Raw genomic sequence first — 16752 nt, forward strand, 5'->3', positions numbered from 1 at the left:
GCATGCCGGTAGGTGGGCTCAGCGACGCAACAGCGCCAGCACTTCTTCCAGCTCCATGCGTACCTGACGCACGATTTGGTGCGACATGCTGGCTTCCATCCGGGCCTGCGGGCCTTCCAGGCGCGCACGCGCACCGGTGATGGTGAAGCCTTCGTCGTACAGCAACGAGCGGATCTGCCGGATCATCAGCACGTCGTGGCGCTGATAATAGCGGCGGTTGCCGCGACGCTTGACCGGGTTGAGCGCAGGAAATTCCTGCTCCCAATAGCGCAGCACATGGGGCTTCACGCCGCACAACTCGCTGACCTCACCAATGGTGAAGTAGCGCTTGGCCGGGATGGCGGGCAGCTCGGTGTTATTCCCCTGATCCAGCATAGCCCTCGACTCTCACCTTGAGTTTTTGTCCTGGCCGGAACGTCACCACACGGCGGGCGGAGATGGGGATCTCCTCGCCGGTCTTGGGATTACGCCCCGGTCGCTGGTTCTTCTGCCGCAGGTCGAAGTTGCCGAAGCCGGACAGCTTGACCTGCTCGCCCCTTTCCAAAGCTTCACGGACGACCTCGAAGTAGGCGTCCACGAACTCTTTGGCTTCACGTTTGTTAAGGCCCACCTCGAGGAAGAGGCGCTCTGCCATCTCCGCCTTTGTCAGCGCCGCCATCTTACCCTCGCAATTTCGCCTCGCATGCAGCCTCCAACGCAGACACCGCATTTCGTACGCAGTTGTCCGCGTCGTCGTCAGTAAGGGTGCGTGAAGCGTCCTGCAAAATCAAGCCCATAGCGAGACTCTTTCGGCCCGCTTCGACCCCCTTCCCGCTATAGCGATCGAACAGCCGCAGGTCTGCCAGGGTCGTGCCCAGGGTGGCGCGAACGGCTTGCTCAATCTGTGACCAGCTTACCTGTTCAGGAACGTCAACGGCGATGTCCCGGCGTACGGATGGGAAACGGGGTACCGGCTGAGCCTTTGGCAGACGGCGGCCAAGCAGGGGCTCCAGAGCCAGTTCGAGCACATGCACGTCCGGCCCGAGGTCCAGGACTTTGGCCAAGCGAGGGTGCAGTGCGCCGAGGTAACCGACCGTCTGGCCATCACGTGTAACGCGTGCCGAGCGGCCGGGATGCAGCCACCCAGGTAAGCCATCAGCGTGGACGGCCCAGCGCTGGGGTTCGCCGCCCCATGCAATCAAGGCATCCAGATCGCCCTTGAGGTCGAAGAAATCGAGCGATCGGGCAGCCGCACCCCATTGTTCGGCGCGCGCCGTACCGCAAGCCACCATGGCCAACGCAGGCGTCTCGGTCGGCGCGTCCTTGCTTGCAGCGGCCTCTTCGCTGATGCGGAACGTGCGGCCCAGCTCGAACAGGCGCACCCGCTCCTGTTGGCGGGCACGGTTGTGCGACAACGCCGCGATCAGGCCCGGCAATAGAGATGGACGCATCACGGCCAAGTCCGCCGAAAGCGGATTGGCCAGCGGCACCAACTGCTCAGTCATGCCCCAGCGCTGAAGCACGTCATTACTGATGAAGGCAAGGTTCACCGCTTCGTAGTAGTCGCGCGCCGCCAGTTGCTCGCGCACAGCCAGCTCATTGAGGCGGGCTTCGGGTTCCGCGGCGAGCGTCAGCGCGCCGGCCGGCGTGTGCGTGGGAATGTTTTCATAGCCGTGGATGCGCGCAACCTCTTCGATCAGGTCTTCCTCGCGCTCGATGTCAAAGCGGCGACTAGGCGCGGTGATGTGCCAACCATCCGCCAACGGTTCGACCTTCATGCCGAGCGCCGTGAAGATACGCACGACTTCGTCATCGGCGACGGTCAAGCCAAGCACGCGCGCCAGCCGCGCTCGGCGCAGGAGGATCGGCTTCGGCGACTGCAAGTGTTCCGGCAATGTAACGTCCGTCAGCGGACCGGGGACACCGCCGGCGATCTCAAGGATCAGTCGCGTCGCATATTCGACGGCGATGCCAGGCAGTTCCGGATCGACGCCGCGTTCGAAGCGGTGCGCGGCATCGGTATGCATACCCAGCTTGCGGCTGCGGCCAATGATGGCCGAGGGAATCCAGTGCGCGGCTTCCAGAAAGACGCTGCGCGTGTCGTCAGTGACCCGTGTATCCAATCCCCCCATGATCCCGCCAAGCGCAACGGCACGTTCTCCTCTGCCGCCACGGCTATCGGAAACCACGAGAAAGTCTTCATCCAGCTCGACGGTACGGCCGTCAAGCAACGCGAGTGGTTCGCGCGCACGCGCAGCACGCACGACAATCTCGCCGTCCAGCTTATCTTTGTCGAAGGCATGCATGGGCTGGCCAAGCTCCAGCATGACGTACTGCGTGACGTCGACGAGAAAGCTGATCGGACGCAAGCCACTGCGACGCAACCGCTCGGCCATCCACACGGGTGTTTCGACTTTGGCGTTCACGATGTCGATGACCCGACCCGCAAAGCGGGGCACGCGCGGACCCGCATCGAGCACGACCTTCATCGTGGCATCGCTCTGGACCGGCATCGACGCCCGATCGAGCGGGATCACCTCGCTACCCAGCGCTGCAGCGACATCGAATGCGATACCACGCACGCTGAAGCAATCCGCACGGTTAGGCGTAAGTTTGATTTCGATACTGGCATCCGGCAGACCGAGGTACGTCGCCAACTGCGTTCCAATCGGCGCATCGGCGGGGAGTTCGAGCAGGCCCGACGCATCGGGATCGACGCCCAACTCCTTGGCCGAGCAAAGCATGCCGAACGATTCAACCCCGCGCAGCTTCGCCGCCTTGATCGCGATGCCGCCAGGCAGGTTGGCGCCAACGATTGCCAACGGAGCGACCAGGCCAGCACGGGCATTGGCGGCTCCGCAGACGATCTGGACGACGCCGTTGCCCGTGTCCACTTCACAGACCTGCAAGCGATCGGCCTCTGGGTGTTTCTGAGCGCTAATGATGCGCGCAACGATCACGCCATCAAGTGAGTTGCCCAATGGAGTGACGTCTTCGACCTCCAGGCCGATTGCCGTCAGCGTCGCAGCAAGTTCGTCGCGCGAAGCGCGGGTCGGAACATGGTGACGCAGCCAATTTTCGGAGAATTTCATGCGTATCGATTCCTGCTGCGTTTACGCGAATTGCTTGAGGAAGCGCAGATCGTTCTCGAAGAACGCGCGCAGATCGGAAACGCCATAACGCAGCATGGCGAAACGCTCGACGCCAAGGCCGAAGGCAAAGCCGGTGTAGCGCTCCGGATCGATACCGCAGTTCTGCAGCACGTTCGGATGCACCATGCCGCAGCCAAGTACTTCCAGCCAACGCGTGCTGCCGTCTTCAGCATCCCAGCGGATATCCACTTCGGCCGAGGGCTCGGTGAAAGGGAAATAGCTGGGACGGAAGCGCATTTCGAAATCGCGCTCGAAGAAGGCGCGGATGAATTCGGCCAGCGTGCCTTTCAGATCGGCGAAGCTGGAAGTTTCGTCCACCAGCAAACCCTCGATCTGATGGAACATCGGCGAGTGCGTCTGATCCGAATCGCTGCGATACACCTTGCCCGGCGCGATGATGCGGATCGGGGGTTGCCGGCCTTTCATCGAGCGGATCTGCACCGGCGAGGTATGCGTGCGCAGCAGGCGCCCGTCACCGAAGTAGAACGTGTCGTGCATCGCACGCGCCGGATGATGCGGTGGGAAATTCAACGCCTCGAAGTTGTGCCAGTCGTCTTCGATTTCGGGGCCGTCGGCGCGTTGATAACCGAGGCGCGCGAAAATCGCGGCGATGCGTTCGAGGGCGCGCGTGATCGGATGGATGCCGCCACGTTCGCCGTTGCGACCAGGCATGCTGATGTCGAGTTTCTCTGAAGCAAGGCGATGATCTAGCTCGGCTTGTTCCAGCGTCTGCTTGCGTGCAGCCAGCGCGTCGTTGAGACGTTCCTTCAGACGATTCACTTCAGCACCACGCGCTTTGCGATCTTCAGGCGACAGCGTGCCCAGCGCTTTCAGTGCGGCAGTGACGATGCCGCTCTTGCCAAGCAGACTTACGCGCAACGCGTCGAGCGTGTCGAGCGTGTCGGTCTTGTCGATTTCCGCCAGCGCCTGAGTGGCGCGGGTGTCGAGGTCTTCCATCGATGTGGTCTCGGCTTGGTTCATGTTGATTAGCCTCTCCCTGTCTACCGCATCACAAGACTTCATCTTGCCTTGCCGTTATTCCCGCTTTCGCGGGAATGACGGCACAAAGAAATCACCGCGATGAATAGGTATCTGTGCTTTCTAACAGAAGCTCAAATAAAAACGGGGAGAAGGCTTAAGGCCTTCTCCCCGCTTGATTCACATCATTTCGTCAGTGTTTGACGATCAAGCGGCCAGACTGGCCTTCGCCTTTTCCGCGATGGCCCCAAACGCCTTGATGTCGTGCACGGCGATGTCAGCCAGCACTTTGCGGTCCACCGTGATACCGGCCTTGGCAAGACCGTTGATCAGGCGGCTGTAGGACAGACCGAACTGACGGGCAGCAGCATTGATACGCACGATCCACAGGGCGCGGAACTGGCGCTTCTTCTGCTTGCGGCCGATATAAGCGTATTGACCGGCCTTGATGACGGCCTGGTTGGCAACGCGGAAGACCTTGCGACGGGCGTTGTAGTAGCCCTTCGCACGGCCAATGATTTTCTTATGACGACGACGGGCGGTAACGCCACGCTTTACACGAGCCATGGTTTAGTCCTCCGCCTTAGAGATACGGCAACATGCGTGCTACACCCTTGGTGTCGCAAGCCTTGACGTGGTTGGTGGCGCGCAGGTTGCGCTTACGCTTGGTCGACTTCTTGGTCAGAATGTGCGACTTGAACGCATGACCGGCCTTGAACTTGCCGGACGCGGTCTTGCGAAAACGCTTCGCCGCCGCGCGGTTGGTCTTGATCTTGGGCATTTGAGTGCTCCTTGATGGGGATGCCTGCTCAATGAAGAGCAGCCCCGGTTTCTGACTGATCTGGCGGTGGTCCCTAAAGGCCACGCTTTCCGTCCTGCCATGATCGGTTCACGACCCTTCCTTGCGGGTCGAACCGGCGATTATACGGAGGTTGGTTACTTAAAACCAGCCCAACGTGCAGCATTTGGCCCCTCTCCCCGATGGAGAGAGGGGAAAAACGAGCGGACTTACTTCTTCTTCGGCCCGATCATCATCACCATCTGGCGCCCTTCCAGGCGCGGGAAGGACTCAACCACCCCGGTCTCACCCACATCCTCCTGGATGCGCTTGGCGAGATCCTGGCCGAGGTCCTGGTGGGACATCTCGCGGCCGCGGAAGCGGATGGTGACCTTGACCTTGTCGCCTTCTTCCAGGAAGCGAAGCATGTTGCGCAGCTTGATCTGGTAGTCGCCCACGTCCGTGACCGGACGGAACTTCACTTCCTTGATCTCGACCTGCTTCTGCTTCTTCTTGGCGGCCTGGGCCTTCTTCTGGGCTTCGAACTTGAACTTGCCGTAGTCCATGATTCGACAGACCGGTGGGTCGCCGTTCGGCTGAATCTCGACCAAGTCGAGCCCCGCCTCCTCGGCGGCGCGCAGCGCCTCGTCGCGAGTCAGGATGCCGAGCTGTTCGGAATCCGGTCCAATCACGCGCACGCGAGGTACGCGGATTTCATGGTTGCGGCGGTTACCCTTAGTTTCTGTGGTGGCGATACCACTATCCTCCAGAAGATGTTTCAGTTTGGCCGGACGGCGGCATCAGCGCCGTGTCTCGGTCTCCAGGCGTTCGATGAAGCTGGCCAGCGGCATGCTGCCAAGGTCTTCGCCCGAGCGCGTACGCACAGAAACAGCCCCCGAAGCCTTTTCGCGATCGCCGACCACAAGCAGGTAGGGCACTTTCTGAAGCGTATGTTCGCGGATTTTATAGCCGACCTTTTCGTTGCGCAAATCGGCGTGCACGCGGAAGCCTTTATCGACAAGGGCTTGCGCCACCTCGCGGACATAGTCGGACTGCGCATCTGTAATGCTGAAGACCTGCGCCTGCACCGGCGCCAGCCAGGCGGGCAGATTGCCGGCATGATGCTCGATCAGGATGCCGATGAAGCGTTCCATCGAACCCACGATGGCCCGATGCAGCATCACCGGGTGCCGGCGCTGGCTGTGCTCGTCCACGTATTCGGCGCCTAGACGCTCCGGCATCATGAAATCCACCTGCATGGTGCCGACCTGCCAGGCGCGTCCGATCGAATCCTTCATGTGGTACTCGATCTTCGGGCCATAGAACGCACCTTCGCCCGGCAACTCTTCCCATTGCACACCGGCCGAACGCAGCGCGGCACGCAGGGCGTTCTCGGCGCGATCCCACACGTCGTCGCTGCCGAGGCGCTTGTCGGGACGCATGGCGATCTTCAAGGCAATGTCTTCGAAGCCGAAGTCGGCGTACACCTGCATGGCCTGCTGGTGGAACGCAGTGACCTCCGATTCAATCTGCTCTTCCGTGCAGAAGATGTGACCGTCGTCCTGCGTGAAGGCGCGCACGCGCATGATGCCGTGCAAGGCACCCGAGGGCTCGTTGCGATGGCATCCGCCGAATTCGCCGTAGCGGATCGGCAGGTCACGATAGCTGTGCAGCGACGTGTTGTAGATCTGCACGTGGCCGGGGCAATTCATCGGCTTGAGCGCATACGTGCGCTTTTCCGATTCCGTAAAGAACATGTTTTCCTGGTAGTTGTCCCAGTGGCCGGACTTCTTCCACAGGCTCACATCCATGATCTGCGGGCCGCGCACTTCCCGGTAACCGCTCTTGCGGTACACGCCACGCACGTACTGCTCCACCGTCTGCCAGATGGCCCAGCCATTCGGATGCCAGAACACCATGCCAGGCGCTTCTTCCTGCTGGTGGAACAAGTCCAGCGCCTTGCCGATCTTGCGATGGTCGCGCTTCTCGGCTTCTTCGAGCTGATGCAGGTGGGCTTTCAGATCCTTGTCGTTCAACCACGCTGTACCGTAGATGCGCGTGAGCATCGCGTTGTTGGAATCGCCGCGCCAATAGGCGCCAGCCACCTTCATCAGCTTGAACGCGCGCAGCTTGCCGGTATTGGGTACGTGCGGGCCACGGCACAGGTCCGTGAATTCGCCTTGCGTGTAGAGCGAAAGCTCCTCATTGGACGGAATGCTCTCGATGATCTCGGCCTTATACGCCTCGCCAAGGCCGCGGAAGAACGTGACTGCATCGTCGCGCGACTTCACGCTGCGCGTGACGGGCAGCTGCTCTTTCACGATCGTTTCCATCTCCGCCTCGATCTTCACCAGATCGTCCGGCGTGAAGGGGCGCTCGTAGGCAAAGTCGTAATAGAAGCCGCTGTCGATCACCGGACCGATCGTCACCTGCGCGCCGGGGAACAGGCGCTGCACGGCCTGCGCCAGCAGGTGCGCCGTGGAGTGACGCAGGATCTCGAGCGCTTCGGGGCTTTTCTCAGTGACGATCTCGAGGCTGGCGTTGTGGCCGATGGTGAAGCCGGCGTCTACTAGCTTGCCGTCCACCTTGCCTGCCAAGGTAGCTTTAGCCAATCCGGCGCCAATGGAGGCAGCCACGTCCTGCACCGTGACGGGATGGTCGAAGGGGCGCTTGCTGCCGTCTGGGAGCGTGATTTCGATCATGGAGTTGGATCTCGGAAAAACAAAAGGGCGCCACACGCGCCCTTTTGTGAAAAGACAGGCGTGGCGGAATCAGCGTTGGAAGCTCGTAGTTGCCATGTCGCACACTCGACCGGCGCGTGGGCGCGGGCCACCTTGTCTCTGAATGTTGGGAAACGAACGCTAGTTCAGCGCGGCGGCCGTGTCAATTCAGCTACGGCGACCGAGCTATACAATAGCGACCTCATTCCCAAGGACATCGCGATGCGTGTACTCGTCACCGGCTCGGCTGGCTTCATCGGCGCAGCTCTCACGGAGCGTTTGTTGGCTCGGGGCGATCAGGTCCAAGGCATTGACAACCACAACGACTACTACGATCCATCGTTGAAAGAAGCCCGCCTGGCGCGCTTCGCCAATCACCCGAACTACACCCACCTGCGCGCCGATCTGGCCGATGCCGAAGCGCTGAATCGACTCTTTCGAGAATTCCGGCCAGAACGCGTGGCGAACTTGGCCGCTCAGGCAGGCGTGCGTTATTCGCTTAAGAACCCGCAGGCTTACGCGCAAAGCAATCTGGTCGGTTTCATCAACATTCTGGAGGCTTGCCGGCATCACAAGGTGGAGCACCTGGTCTACGCCTCCTCCAGCTCTGTCTATGGCGCAAACCGCAAACTGCCGTTCGCGGTGGAAGACGCCGTCGACCACCCGGTAAGCCTGTACGCCGCCAGCAAGAAGGCCAACGAGTTGATGGCGCATACCTACAGCCATCTGTACGACCTGCCCACCACTGGCCTGCGCTTCTTCACTGTGTACGGCCCATGGGGGCGCCCGGACATGTCGCCGATCCTGTTTGCCGACCGCATCGTGCGTGGTGAACCGATCGACGTCTTCAACTACGGCAACCACAGCCGCGATTTCACCTACATCGACGACATCGTCGAAGGCGTGATTCGCACGCTGGATCATGTTGCCGAGCCGGATTTGAATTACGACGCGACGCAACCCAACCCTGGCGCGTCGAATGCACCGTATCGCGTCTACAACATCGGCAACGACCAGCCGGTGCAGTTGATGCACTTCATCGAACTGATGGAGCAGAGCCTTGGTCGTACAGTGGAAAAGCGCTTGCTGCCGATGCAACCCGGCGACGTGCCGGATACGTGGGCCGATGTCTCCGCGCTGCGGCGTGATGTGGGTTACACGCCGAATACATCGATCGAGGACGGTGTGGCGAAATTTGTGAAGTGGTATCGGGAATACCACCACATCGCCTGATTGCAGCTCATTCCTCGCGCCCTGCCGTCATTCCTGTTTTCGCGGGATGACGGCCAGGCAAAATTGGCGTATACGCCAGGAACAAATCAGAACGGCTTGGCGATCACCAAGAACACCACACCCAGCAACACCAGTACCGGCAACTCGTTCATCAACCGCAATGTGCGCGACGAAGGCAGCGCCCCACCTTTTTCGCTGCGTTTGAGTAAACGCCCAATCCATACGAAATAAATCAGCAACACGACTACCAGGGTCAGCTTGGCGTCGATCCAGTGCAATGGGCCAGTGACGTTCGGCAAGGCATGAGGAAACACGCGCCAACCTTGCCACAGGGTAAGCCCCAACAAAGACGCGAGGCCAAACAGGTTGTGACCGAAGCCATACAGGCGGCGCCCCATCAAACACAAGCGCGCTTTTACGGCAGCATCCTCACCAGCCTCAGCGATGTTTACCAGAATGCGTGGCAGATAGAACACTGATGACATCCATGCGATCACGAACAGCACATGGAAGCTTTTGATCCAAAGATAAACCATGCGTGGTCAGCCTCTTCGCAGACGAAAAACGGCGCGTAATGCCGTGCGCCGTTGTATCGGCAACTGAAGATATACGCAAGACGGAAAAGCGCGTGGTCACCCAGCAGTGAACTCAAGCCTCAGGCAACGTCAATGCAGCGTGTACCCGTTCGAAAAAAACAACGGCGCAACTTTTCAGTTGCGCCGTTGTGACATCTAGAATTTGGTGGGCGGTACAAGGATCGAACTTGTGACCCCTTCCATGTCAAGGAAGTGCTCTACCGCTGAGCTAACCGCCCATAAGCTCGCCCGGCAAACCGCGCGAGCCGCGTAGTGTAGCGGAAGACCCTATCTAGCGCAAAGCCCGCTCGCGCAGTTGGTGGATGCGGTCGCGCAGCCGGGCAGCCTCCTCGAACTCCAGGTTTTCCGCGTGCTTGCGCATCTCGGCTTCCAACCGCTTGATCATGGCGGCGGCCTGGTCGGCATCCAGGCTCGCATACTCCGCAGCCTGCTCGGCCACTGCAGCAGCGGCGCGACCACGCGAAGCCTTGCCCCGCCCCCGACCGGGCACCTCGCTGCGAGCGCCTTCCATGATGTCGGCAATGCGACGCACCACGGATTGTGGCGTAATGCCCTGCTCCTGGTTCCAGGCCACCTGCTTTTCGCGACGGCGGCTCGTCTCATCCATCGCCGCCTGCATCGAACGAGTCACTTCATCGGCATAGAGAATGGCCTTGCCGCGCACGTTGCGCGCGGCGCGGCCGATGGTCTGGATCAGCGAGCCGGTGGAACGCAGGAAACCTTCCTTGTCGGCATCGAGGATCGCCACAAGCGATACCTCGGGCATGTCCAAACCCTCACGCAGCAGGTTGATGCCCACCAGCACATCGAACTCGCCCAGGCGCAGGTCGCGGATGATCTCCACGCGCTCCACGGTTTCGATGTCCGAGTGCAGATAACGCACCTTTACGTCGTGCTCACTGAGGTACTCGGTAAGGTTCTCCGCCATGCGCTTGGTAAGCGTGGTAACCAGCACGCGATCGCCCATTGCGATGCGCTTTTTCGCCTCGCTGAGCAAATCGTCCACCTGGGTACGCACCGGCCGTACTTCCACTTCCGGGTCGACCAGGCCAGTGGGGCGCACCACCAACTCCACCACCGCATCGCCGGATTTCTCCAACTCGTAATTGCGGGGCGTAGCGGATACGTAAATCGAACGTGGCGCGCGGCGCTCGAATTCCTCGAAGCGCAGCGGGCGATTGTCCATCGCCGACGGCAGACGGAAACCGAACTCCACCAGCGTCTCCTTGCGCGAGCGATCACCCTTGTACATGGCGCCGAGCTGCGGCACGGTGACGTGCGATTCGTCGATGACCAGCAACGCATCCGGCGGCAGATAGTCGAACAGCGTCGGCGGTGGCTCGCCCGGAGCACGACGGGTCAGATGGCGCGAGTAGTTTTCGATACCCTGGCAGTAGCCCACTTCGGCCATCATCTCGATATCGAAGCGTGTGCGCTGATCCAGGCGCTGCGCCTCCACCAGCCGGTTTTGCTGGTACAGCAGCTCCAGACGATCTTTCAGTTCGACCTTGATCGTCTCGATGGCATTGAGCACGCTTTCGCGTGTGCTGGCGTAATGCGTACGCGGATACACGGTGTAGCGCGGCACCTTGCGGATCGTCTCGCCCGTGAGCGGGTCGAACAGCGAAAGATTCTCCACTTCGCCGTCGAACAATTCGATGCGTAACGCCTCAGTTTCCGATTCGGCCGGGAACACGTCGATGACCTCGCCACGCACGCGATAAGTACCGCGACGCAGCTCCATCTCGTTGCGGGTGTACTGCAGCTCAGTAAGTTGGCGGATCAAGGCGCGCTGATCGATGCGCTCGCCGCGCGCAAGAATCAGGCGCAACGAAAGGTAATCTTCTGGGTCGCCGAGACCGTAGATGGCCGAGACAGTGGCCACGATCAACGAATCCTTGCGTGAGAGCAGCGCCTTGGTCGCTGCCAGACGCATCTGCTCGATGTGATCGTTGATCGAGGCATCTTTTTCGATATAGGTATCCGATGCGACCACGTACGCTTCGGGCTGGTAGTAGTCGTAGTAGCTGACGAAGTATTCCACCGCGTTGTGCGGGAAGAATTCCTTGAATTCGCCGTAGAGCTGCGCCGCCAGCGTCTTGTTCGGCGCCAGCACGATGGTGGGTCGTTGCACCTGCGCAACCACGTTGGCAATGGTGAAGGTCTTGCCGGAGCCGGTCACGCCGAGCAGCGTCTGCCCGGCAAGGCCCGACTCGAAGCCCTCGACCAGGCGCGCAATGGCGCTCGGCTGGTCACCGGCGGGCTTGTAGTTGGAAACGAGTTCGAAACGGTCGCGTTCGGTCATAGCGGCTCAGCATGCGGGCGTTTCGGGGATTTTAAACGCCGAGTGCTGACACAACCTGTCAGCAGGGTCTGACGCCAGCCCCACCCTATGGCGGGTTGGTCCGCTGAAGTCGCGGTTTAGCATCAACTAAATGAAATCATGGCATGCCAACGGTCTCACTGAGCACAAAAATAGAGGATTCGGTCTCGCCGAACAGCTGATCGCACTGGCAGTACTGGCCGTGGTGACCGCGATGGCCGTCCCTTCCTTTAACCGGATGCTGATCGGGCACGAGTTACGCGCAGCCCAAAGTGACTACATGGCCGCTTTGCACCATGCGCGCAATCTTGCCGTGAATGAACAGGTACGCACTATTCTTTGTCCCAGCCACGATGCGCTCACGTGCAACGGCGACAACAAATGGCAAGACGGCTGGTTGATCGGACGCGATCCTGACGGTAAGCAAGAGGTAGACGGAAAGCCACTTTACACAGGCGGCAAATACTCAAACTCAATCCGCATCTTAGGCAGCAGCAAGCAGTATTTCTGGTTCAAACCAGATGGCAGTTCCGCTGGCACCTTTCAAAGTCTCGTATTTTGTACACGGGAAACTTCGCCACGTGTTTTGGTAGTGCGCGTAGCCAGGGAAGGACGTATCAGGGCGGCAGCACCTGAGCCGGAGGATGTAGCCAAGTGCGCTTCGGACAACTGATCAGCCGACCATTCATAGCAACACTGGCCGATCCGGCAATTCATCCGGACGTGGCTTGCCATGACTCGGAAAGTGCTTTGCCAGCAACGCATGCACTTGAGTAATGCCATGCAAGGCACCTGCACGCCACTGCCCGGCTGCAAAGTTCTCCCGCATGCCATTGCAGATCGCCACCCACTCTGCCGGCTGCACGCGTCGCGCGATACCGCGGTCCGCAACGATTTCGATGCGATGCTCGGACATCAGCACGTAGATCAGCACGCCGCAGTTATGCTCGGTATCCCACACGCCAAGTTGACCGAACACCTGCCGTGCGCGCGTACCAGCGTCCAGCCCAACCCACACCGCTGGCAACGGTAACCGCGATTCGATCGCAAAACGCACTTCGCCAAGATGGGTGTGCTCGCCATCGGCGATCGCCGCCGTCATATCGTCCAGCAATTCGGGCGAAAAGCGCCGATGCAGTTGGAACCAGCCCTCGAACAGATTCGCGAAGATCCTTTGGCCGCGTGCAGACATGTCACCAGCTCCCTGAGGCGCCGCCGCCACCAAAGCTGCCACCGCCACCACTAAACCCACCGCCGCTACCACCGCCGAAGCCGCCACCACCAAAACCGCCGCCGCCCCAACCACCGAAGCCACCCCAGCCACCGCCGCCGATCGATCGACCCGATCCCCGCGGCAGCAGCATGAACAGGCCGCCGAGAACGCCGCCGAGAATGCCAATGCCCATCGATACCAGCATCCAGAGCAAGGCCCCGATGACCAGCCCGCCCAGCGGCGCTCGCACCAGCGCGGGCGCGCGCCCGAATATGCCGCGCATGACGATCAGCGCAAAAAGCGCCAGAAAGAAAAAGCCTTGCAGATTCTGGCCATGCGCGACCTCGTTACCGCGCACGGGCGGCGGCAACGGCTCGCCATTGACCAATAACGTCAACGCACCGAGCGCATCGCTGATGCCGCCGAAGTAATCGTTGTTGCGAAACTTCGGCGCGAGGTATTCGCGAATAATGCGCGCCGCAGCGGCATCGGGAATTGCACCTTCCAGGCCATACCCCACTTCGATGCGTACCTGACGATCGTTTTTGGCGATGAATAGCAACACGCCATCATCGATACCCTTGCGACCAACCTTGTTCGCTTCGGAAACACGCAGGGAATAATCTTCGATGTCATCAGGCTGTGTGCTGCCGATCATCAGCACGACCAGCTGCGCGCCTTTTTGTTTTTCCAGATTGGCCAGTCGCGCGTCGAGCTGATCAATCTGCTGCGGTGTCAGCGTGGCGGTGAGATCCGTGACGTGCCGCGCCAGCTTGGGCACTGCCGGCTGATCGTCGGCATGCAACGAAGTCCATGGCGATAGCAAGGCTATCGCCAGCGTCATCCAAAGGCGCAGCCAGCGCCGGGTCATATCAGTGTGCCGACGCAGCAGGAGCCGGCGCACCGGTACCGAAATCCACCGTCGGCGCCGTGGAAATCGCCTTCTCGTTCTCTACCGAGAAATTTGGCTTGACCTGATAGCCGAACATCTTGGCGGTGAGGTTGTTGGGGAAGGTGCGGATCAACGAGTTGTATTGCTGCACCGCCTGGATGTAGCGATTGCGTGCAACGGCAATGCGATTCTCAGTGCCTTCCAATTGCGCCTGCAGATTCTGGAATACACCGTTCGCCTTCAAATCGGGATAGCGCTCGCTGACAGCCATCAGTCGCGACAATGCGCCGGTGAGTTGGCCTTGGGCGGCCTGGAATTTCGAAAGCGCTTCAGGATCGTTGGCCAGTTCAGGCGTCACCTGGATGCTGCCTACGCGTGAACGTGCCTCGGTCACTTCGGAAAAAACCTTTTCCTCGTGCGCGGCGTAACCCTTCACGGTATTCACCAGATTCGGCACCAGGTCGGCACGGCGCTGATATTGATTGAGCACTTCGGACCATTGCGCCTTGACCACTTCGTCCTGTTTCTGGATCGCGTTGTAGCCACAACCCGAAAGCATGGACACCAGCAGCAACAGCACCAAGACACGCAGGGTTTTCATTGGAATGCTCCTTTCCCGTAGGCATTCATTGCAGCATTTGACCTGATGGGATGCAATTGCCGCTCAGGCTTGCGCGAATCAAAACCAGCGTGGCCCCAGAATCAGGCCCCAGCACAACACCACCAGCACCAACAGCAGAAACACTGCTGCCGAGCCCATGTCCTTGGCCCGTCCGGCCAGCTCGTGAAATTCAGGACTGACCTTGTCCACAACCGCCTCGATCGCCGAATTGAGCAGCTCTACCGACAGCACCAGGATCACCGGCGATACCAGGGCGATCTTCTCAAGCGCCCCGTTACCCACCCACAGTCCGAGAGGGACAAGGATGACGGTAAGCATAGCTTCCAACCGAAACGACGCCTCGTGCCGCCAGCCCGCACGCAGGCCGCTCATCGACCATCGAAAAGCACGCCACAACTGACGCGGATCACCGCGAAATCCGTTACCGGGCATGGTTAAAAACGCTTACCGACAAGGGAATTACGGCGCTTTTCGGCATAACGGTCGACTCTCCCTGAACGTGGCAACGGGCGCGCCATGATGCCACAAGCCAGCCTAGGCACCGATTTCCCGCAGGATTTTGCTTGCCGCAGTGCAACTTTCGGCTAACGGCGAATCAGGTAGGCTTCGCCGGATGTGCCTCGCCAAGGTCCACAAAAACAAGCCCATTTTGGCTTTGCAGTACACGTAATCCGGAAGCATCCATGGCCATCCAAACCCGATCCGTTTCGCAGACCCGCTCCTTTACCACCGTATTCCTGATCGAAATGTGGGAGCGCTTCGGCTTCTACGGCATGCAGGTGCTGATGGTCACCTTCATGATGAAGAAGCTGGGCTTCGTGGATACCAAGGCCAACCTGGTCTGGGGTGCCGCGGCGGCGCTTATCTATGCCACGCCGGCGATCGGCGGCTGGGTCGGTGACAAGCTGATCGGCACGCGGCGCACCATGTTGCTCGGCGCAGTCATTCTCGCCATCGGTTACGCGATGCTGTGGATACCCACCGATAACGCCTACATCACTTATCTCTCGCTCGGTGTGATCGTGGTCGGCAATGGTTTCTTCAAACCGAATGCCGGCAACCTGGTACGCAAAATCTACGAAGGCGACGAAACACGCATCGATAGCGCCTTCACCATCTACTACATGGCAGTGAATATCGGCTCGATGATCTCGATGACGGCCACGCCATGGATTCGCGATTACATCGGCAAACGCTATGGTGACGACCTGGGCTGGCACACTGCGTTCGGCGTCTGCTCCATCGGCCTAGTGCTTGGCTTGATCAATTACACGCTGATGAAGCGCACGCTGTCGCACATCGGCTCGCCCAGCGACGATCGTGCGATCGATTTCAAACGAGTGATGGGCGTGATGCTGGCAGCACTAGCCACCGTATTCATTTCCGCTTTCATCCTGCAAAGCGAAACCGTCGCCAAGTGGTGCGTATATGGCGCGGGTATCGTGATCCTCGGCATCTTCATTCACCTGATTCGCAGCAGCCGCCCCAGCGAGCGCGCCGGTTTGACGGCAGCGCTGGTGCTGACGGTACAGACGATCTTTTTCTTCATCTTCTACGCGCAGATGGCGACGTCGCTGAATCTGTTCGCGCAGCGCAATGTTGATCTGTCGTTCTACGTCTTTGGCGTTCACCTGTTCAATTGGATTCCCGAGCAGTACCAGAACTTGAACGCCATCTGGATTGTGCTGCTCAGCCCAGTGCTGGTCTTCATCTACAACTCGCTTGGCAAACTCGGCAAGGATCCGTCGGTGGCGACGAAGTTTGCCTGGGGCTTTGCAGCAGTAGCGCTGGGCTTCTTCATGTATGGCTTCGGTGCGAACGGGGCAGTCAACGGCCAGGTTTCTTCGTGGGTGATGATCTGGGGCTACGGCCTCTATTCGCTGGGCGAGCTGCTGGTGAGCGGCCTGGGCTTGGCGATGATCGCGCGCTACGTGCCCGAACGCATGGGCGGTTTCATGATGGGCGCCTACTACGTGGCGGTGGGCATCTCGCAATACCTCGGCAGCGTGGCAGCCAACATCGCGCACATCCCGGACAACCTCACAGATCCGGTGCAGTCGCTAGCCATCTATACGCACCTGTTCAATGTCCTCGGTTTCGTCGGCATCGGCTGCACGCTTGTCGCTATTGCTGTGTTGCCGCTGATGAACAAGCTTTCGGCTAGCCATTCGGACGCTGCCACTAACTACGAGCCGCTGCCGGCCGTGCGCTCCGAGGAATTCAACACCCCATGACTAGCCTGCGATCCGACGTAATATCGGCGGAT

General features: G+C 60.1%; 17 protein-coding genes and 1 tRNA gene. 3 read left to right on the forward strand and 15 right to left on the reverse strand.

Features of this window, described 5'->3' with window-relative positions:
* Positions 1–18: 18 nt before the first annotated feature.
* From QQJ86_RS18215 to thrS, 8 genes are all read right to left on the reverse strand, one after another.
* Positions 19–375 carry a MerR family transcriptional regulator gene (locus QQJ86_RS18215; RefSeq protein WP_115493718.1) on the reverse strand — a complete coding sequence of 119 codons (357 nt, stop codon included), beginning with the start codon at positions 373–375 and terminating at the stop codon, positions 19–21.
* The gene (ihfA, locus tag QQJ86_RS18220) at positions 356–658 is read right to left on the reverse strand and encodes an integration host factor subunit alpha (RefSeq protein ID WP_115477488.1); all 303 of its coding nucleotides are present in this window, start codon (positions 656–658) and stop codon (positions 356–358) included. The genes QQJ86_RS18215 and ihfA overlap by 20 nt, the downstream gene beginning before the upstream one ends.
* Before the next feature lies 1 nt (position 659).
* Complete coding sequence (gene pheT / locus QQJ86_RS18225) at positions 660–3071, reverse strand: phenylalanine--tRNA ligase subunit beta (protein ID WP_284322388.1); 2412 nt, start codon at positions 3069–3071, stop codon at positions 660–662.
* 21 nt (positions 3072–3092) lie between these two features.
* Positions 3093–4088, reverse strand: coding sequence for a phenylalanine--tRNA ligase subunit alpha (pheS, locus tag QQJ86_RS18230; RefSeq protein WP_284322495.1), 996 nt, complete (start codon positions 4086–4088; stop codon positions 3093–3095).
* Positions 4089–4316: 228 nt separating this feature from the next.
* On the reverse strand, positions 4317–4676 hold the full coding sequence (gene rplT / locus QQJ86_RS18235; protein ID WP_128898432.1) for a 50S ribosomal protein L20: 360 nt from the start codon (positions 4674–4676) through the stop codon (positions 4317–4319).
* 16 nt (positions 4677–4692) lie between these two features.
* On the reverse strand, positions 4693–4890 hold the full coding sequence (gene rpmI, locus QQJ86_RS18240) for a 50S ribosomal protein L35 (RefSeq protein ID WP_019467379.1): 198 nt from the start codon (positions 4888–4890) through the stop codon (positions 4693–4695).
* Positions 4891–5117: 227 nt separating this feature from the next.
* Positions 5118–5642, reverse strand: a complete 525-nt coding sequence (infC, locus tag QQJ86_RS18245) for a translation initiation factor IF-3 (protein ID WP_345782832.1) — start codon at positions 5640–5642, stop codon at positions 5118–5120.
* 45 nt (positions 5643–5687) lie between these two features.
* Entirely contained in the window at positions 5688–7589 is a 1902-nt protein-coding gene (gene thrS, locus QQJ86_RS18250; RefSeq protein WP_284322389.1) for a threonine--tRNA ligase, read from the reverse strand.
* A 240-nt stretch (positions 7590–7829) separates the two neighbouring features.
* On the opposite strand from thrS, the gene QQJ86_RS18255 reads away from it, so the two are divergent.
* Positions 7830–8840, forward strand: coding sequence for an NAD-dependent epimerase (locus QQJ86_RS18255; RefSeq protein WP_284322390.1), 1011 nt, complete (start codon positions 7830–7832; stop codon positions 8838–8840).
* A gap of 86 nt (positions 8841–8926) precedes the next feature.
* On the opposite strand, the gene QQJ86_RS18260 is transcribed toward QQJ86_RS18255, so the two are convergent.
* The 3 genes from QQJ86_RS18260 to uvrB all read right to left on the reverse strand — a co-directional run bounded on the left by QQJ86_RS18260 (position 8927) and on the right by uvrB (position 11741).
* Positions 8927–9376: a CopD family protein gene (locus QQJ86_RS18260; protein WP_284322391.1), complete on the reverse strand. Its 450-nt coding sequence runs from the start codon at positions 9374–9376 to the stop codon at positions 8927–8929.
* A 203-nt stretch (positions 9377–9579) separates the two neighbouring features.
* Positions 9580–9654 (reverse strand) — tRNA-Val (locus tag QQJ86_RS18265).
* 53 nt (positions 9655–9707) lie between these two features.
* Entirely contained in the window at positions 9708–11741 is a 2034-nt protein-coding gene (gene uvrB, locus QQJ86_RS18270; RefSeq protein ID WP_284322392.1) for an excinuclease ABC subunit UvrB, read from the reverse strand.
* A gap of 130 nt (positions 11742–11871) precedes the next feature.
* Between uvrB and QQJ86_RS18275 the strand changes: the two genes are divergently transcribed.
* A complete protein-coding gene (locus QQJ86_RS18275) occupies positions 11872–12432 on the forward strand; it encodes a GspH/FimT family pseudopilin (protein WP_284322393.1) in 561 nt (186 codons plus the stop codon).
* A 12-nt stretch (positions 12433–12444) separates the two neighbouring features.
* Here QQJ86_RS18275 and QQJ86_RS18280 read toward each other — a convergent pair whose 3' ends face one another.
* From QQJ86_RS18280 to QQJ86_RS18295, 4 genes are all read right to left on the reverse strand, one after another.
* A complete protein-coding gene (locus QQJ86_RS18280) occupies positions 12445–12951 on the reverse strand; it encodes a TPM domain-containing protein (protein ID WP_284322394.1) in 507 nt (168 codons plus the stop codon).
* Position 12952: 1 nt separating this feature from the next.
* Positions 12953–13843, reverse strand: a complete 891-nt coding sequence (locus tag QQJ86_RS18285) for a TPM domain-containing protein (protein ID WP_284322395.1) — start codon at positions 13841–13843, stop codon at positions 12953–12955.
* A gap of 1 nt (position 13844) precedes the next feature.
* Complete coding sequence (locus tag QQJ86_RS18290) at positions 13845–14465, reverse strand: LemA family protein (RefSeq protein ID WP_284322396.1); 621 nt, start codon at positions 14463–14465, stop codon at positions 13845–13847.
* A gap of 78 nt (positions 14466–14543) precedes the next feature.
* Positions 14544–14918 (reverse strand): diacylglycerol kinase, encoded by a 375-nt coding sequence (locus QQJ86_RS18295; protein ID WP_284322397.1) that lies wholly within the window; start codon positions 14916–14918, stop codon positions 14544–14546.
* Positions 14919–15169: 251 nt separating this feature from the next.
* Here QQJ86_RS18295 and QQJ86_RS18300 point away from each other — a divergent pair, with 251 nt between their 5' ends.
* Positions 15170–16720 carry a peptide MFS transporter gene (locus QQJ86_RS18300; protein ID WP_284322398.1) on the forward strand — a complete coding sequence of 517 codons (1551 nt, stop codon included), beginning with the start codon at positions 15170–15172 and terminating at the stop codon, positions 16718–16720.
* Positions 16721–16752 lie beyond the last annotated feature (32 nt).

Origin of the sequence: Dyella acidisoli (assembly GCF_030160295.1) — a bacterium.
GTDB classification, from domain to species: Bacteria; Pseudomonadota; Gammaproteobacteria; order Xanthomonadales; family Rhodanobacteraceae; genus Dyella_B; species Dyella_B acidisoli.